Origin of the sequence: Methylorubrum zatmanii (assembly GCF_014845115.1) — a bacterium.
In the GTDB taxonomy this organism is placed as follows: domain Bacteria; phylum Pseudomonadota; class Alphaproteobacteria; order Rhizobiales; family Beijerinckiaceae; genus Methylobacterium; species Methylobacterium zatmanii.
This window is the reverse complement of sequence record NZ_NKUI01000348.1, coordinates 1-1,817: the sequence shown is the minus strand read 5'-3', so window position 1 is coordinate 1,817 and position 1,817 is coordinate 1. Positions and strand designations below refer to the sequence as shown.

At 70.4% G+C, this 1,817-nt stretch carries 2 protein-coding genes; one reads left to right on the top strand and one right to left on the bottom strand.

What is annotated here, in order from left to right; genetic code table 11:
- Positions 1–61 precede the first annotated feature (61 nt).
- The gene (locus MZTS_RS24655) at positions 62–673 is read left to right on the top strand and encodes a ribonuclease HII (protein ID WP_192285956.1); all 612 of its coding nucleotides are present in this window, start codon (positions 62–64) and stop codon (positions 671–673) included.
- 22 nt (positions 674–695) lie between these two features.
- Here MZTS_RS24655 and MZTS_RS24650 read toward each other — a convergent pair.
- A partial coding sequence (locus MZTS_RS24650; RefSeq protein ID WP_192285955.1) for a PA0069 family radical SAM protein occupies positions 696–1,817 on the bottom strand: 1,122 nt, incomplete at its 5' end.

The following is a 1,817-nucleotide window of genomic DNA, read 5'->3' as shown; positions in this document are numbered from 1 at the left end:
TTTATGTTTCTTCAAAGCAAAAAACGATAAACAGTATTCCCCCGGTCCTGTGGGCCCGGAGATGTTAAAAAGAACCAGCTTCGACCCCGCCCGCGCCGCGACCTATCCCGCCGTGATCGGCTGTGACGAGGTCGGGCGCGGTGCCCTGAGCGGGCCGGTGATGGTGGCCGCCGTCTGGTTCGATCCCCTCGCCTTCCCGCCCGAACTCCTGGCCCGTCTCGACGACAGCAAGCGCCTCGACAAGGCGACCCGCACGGCATTGACGCCGCTGATTCGGTCCCATGCGCGGGTCGCGCTCGCGGCGAGTTCGCGCCGGCTGGTGGATCGGATCAACGTGCGCGCGGCGACCCTCGACGCCATGCGCCGCGCCGTCACCCGCCTGGGGCTCGACGCGCCCGTGCTGGTGGACGGGCGCGACACCATCCCCGGCCTGACCCAGACCTGCCGCGCGGTGATCGGGGGCGACCGCCTCGTTCCGCAGATCGCGGCGGCCTCCATCATCGCCAAGACCCTGCGCGACGACATCATGCGCCGGCTCGCGCCGCGTCATCCGGCCTATGGCTGGGAGCGCAATGCTGGTTACGGCACCGCCGTCCATCTCGCGGGCCTCTCCGCCCAGGGCTGCAGCCCGCACCACCGGGTGAGCTTCACCGGGCGGTTCCAGACGGGGTGAGGCAGCGTCTCGTCAGGCGCCGTCAGAACAGCGCGAGCTGGTCCCCCACCGCCGCCGGCCTGCGGAACAGCTCCACCGTTTGGCGGACCGGCTCTTCGGGAAAGCCGAGGCGGCGCTTGGCCAAAGCGAAGCGGCGCCGGATCAAGTCGGCATAGGGCCCCTGCCCGATCATGCGCGTGCCGAAGGCGGCGTCGTAGACCTTGCCGCCGCGTGCTCCGCTGAGCAGGGAGAAGACGTGATCCTTGCGCCCCGGATAATGCTCCGAGAACCAGTCGCCGACGAGGTCGTCGAGCTCGTGCGGCAGGCGCAGCAGGACATAGCCGGCCTCCCGCGCCCCCGCCGCCCGGGCCGCCTCCAGGATCGCCTCGATCTCGTGGTCGTTGAGCGAGGGGATGACGGGAGCGGTCAGCACCATCACCGGCACGCCCGCCTCGCTCAGACGGCGGATCGCCTCCAGGCGCTTGCGCGGATGCGGTGCCCGCGGCTCCATGCGGCGGGCCAGATCCGGGTCGAGGGTGGTCACCGAGATCGCCACCTTCACCAGATTCTGGGCCGCCATCTCCGCGAGGATGTCGCGGTCGCGCAGGATCAGGTTCGATTTCGTGACGATGCCGACGGGGTGACGGAAGCGGGCCAGCACCTCCAGCACGGCCCGAGTCAGGCGGTGGCCGCGCTCGATCGGCTGATAGGGATCGGTCGCGGTGCCGAGCGCGATGGTCCGCGGCCGGTAGCCCGGCGCCGAAAGCTCACGCTCCAGCAGCAGCGCCGCATCCGGCTTCGAGAACAGGCGCGTCTCGAAATCGAGCCCCGGCGAGAGCCCGACATAGGCGTGATTCGGCCGGGCGAAGCAGTAGACGCAGCCATGCTCGCAGCCGCGATAGGGATTGATCGAGCGATCGAAGGAGATGTCCGGCGAGGCATTGCGGGTGATGATGTGCCGGGCGCGCTCCGGCGTCACCTCGGTGTGCAGGGGCGGCGCCCCCTCCGCCGGCCAGCCATCGTCGAAGGTTTCGTGCCGGGCCGCCTCGAAGCGCCCCTCGGGATTGGCGGTCGCCCCCCGCCCCCGCCGGGCCTCCGGCGCGGACCCCCCCCCCCCCCCCCTTGTCTTTTTAACAACATCCGGCCCCCCCGCCCGGAGGAAAAC

What these genes read in the sequence shown, in the direction of transcription:
- MZTS_RS24655 (WP_192285956.1), top strand. Translation starts at nt 62, where the DNA reads ATGTTAAAAAGAACCAGCTTCGACCCCGCCCGCGCCGCGACCTATCCC.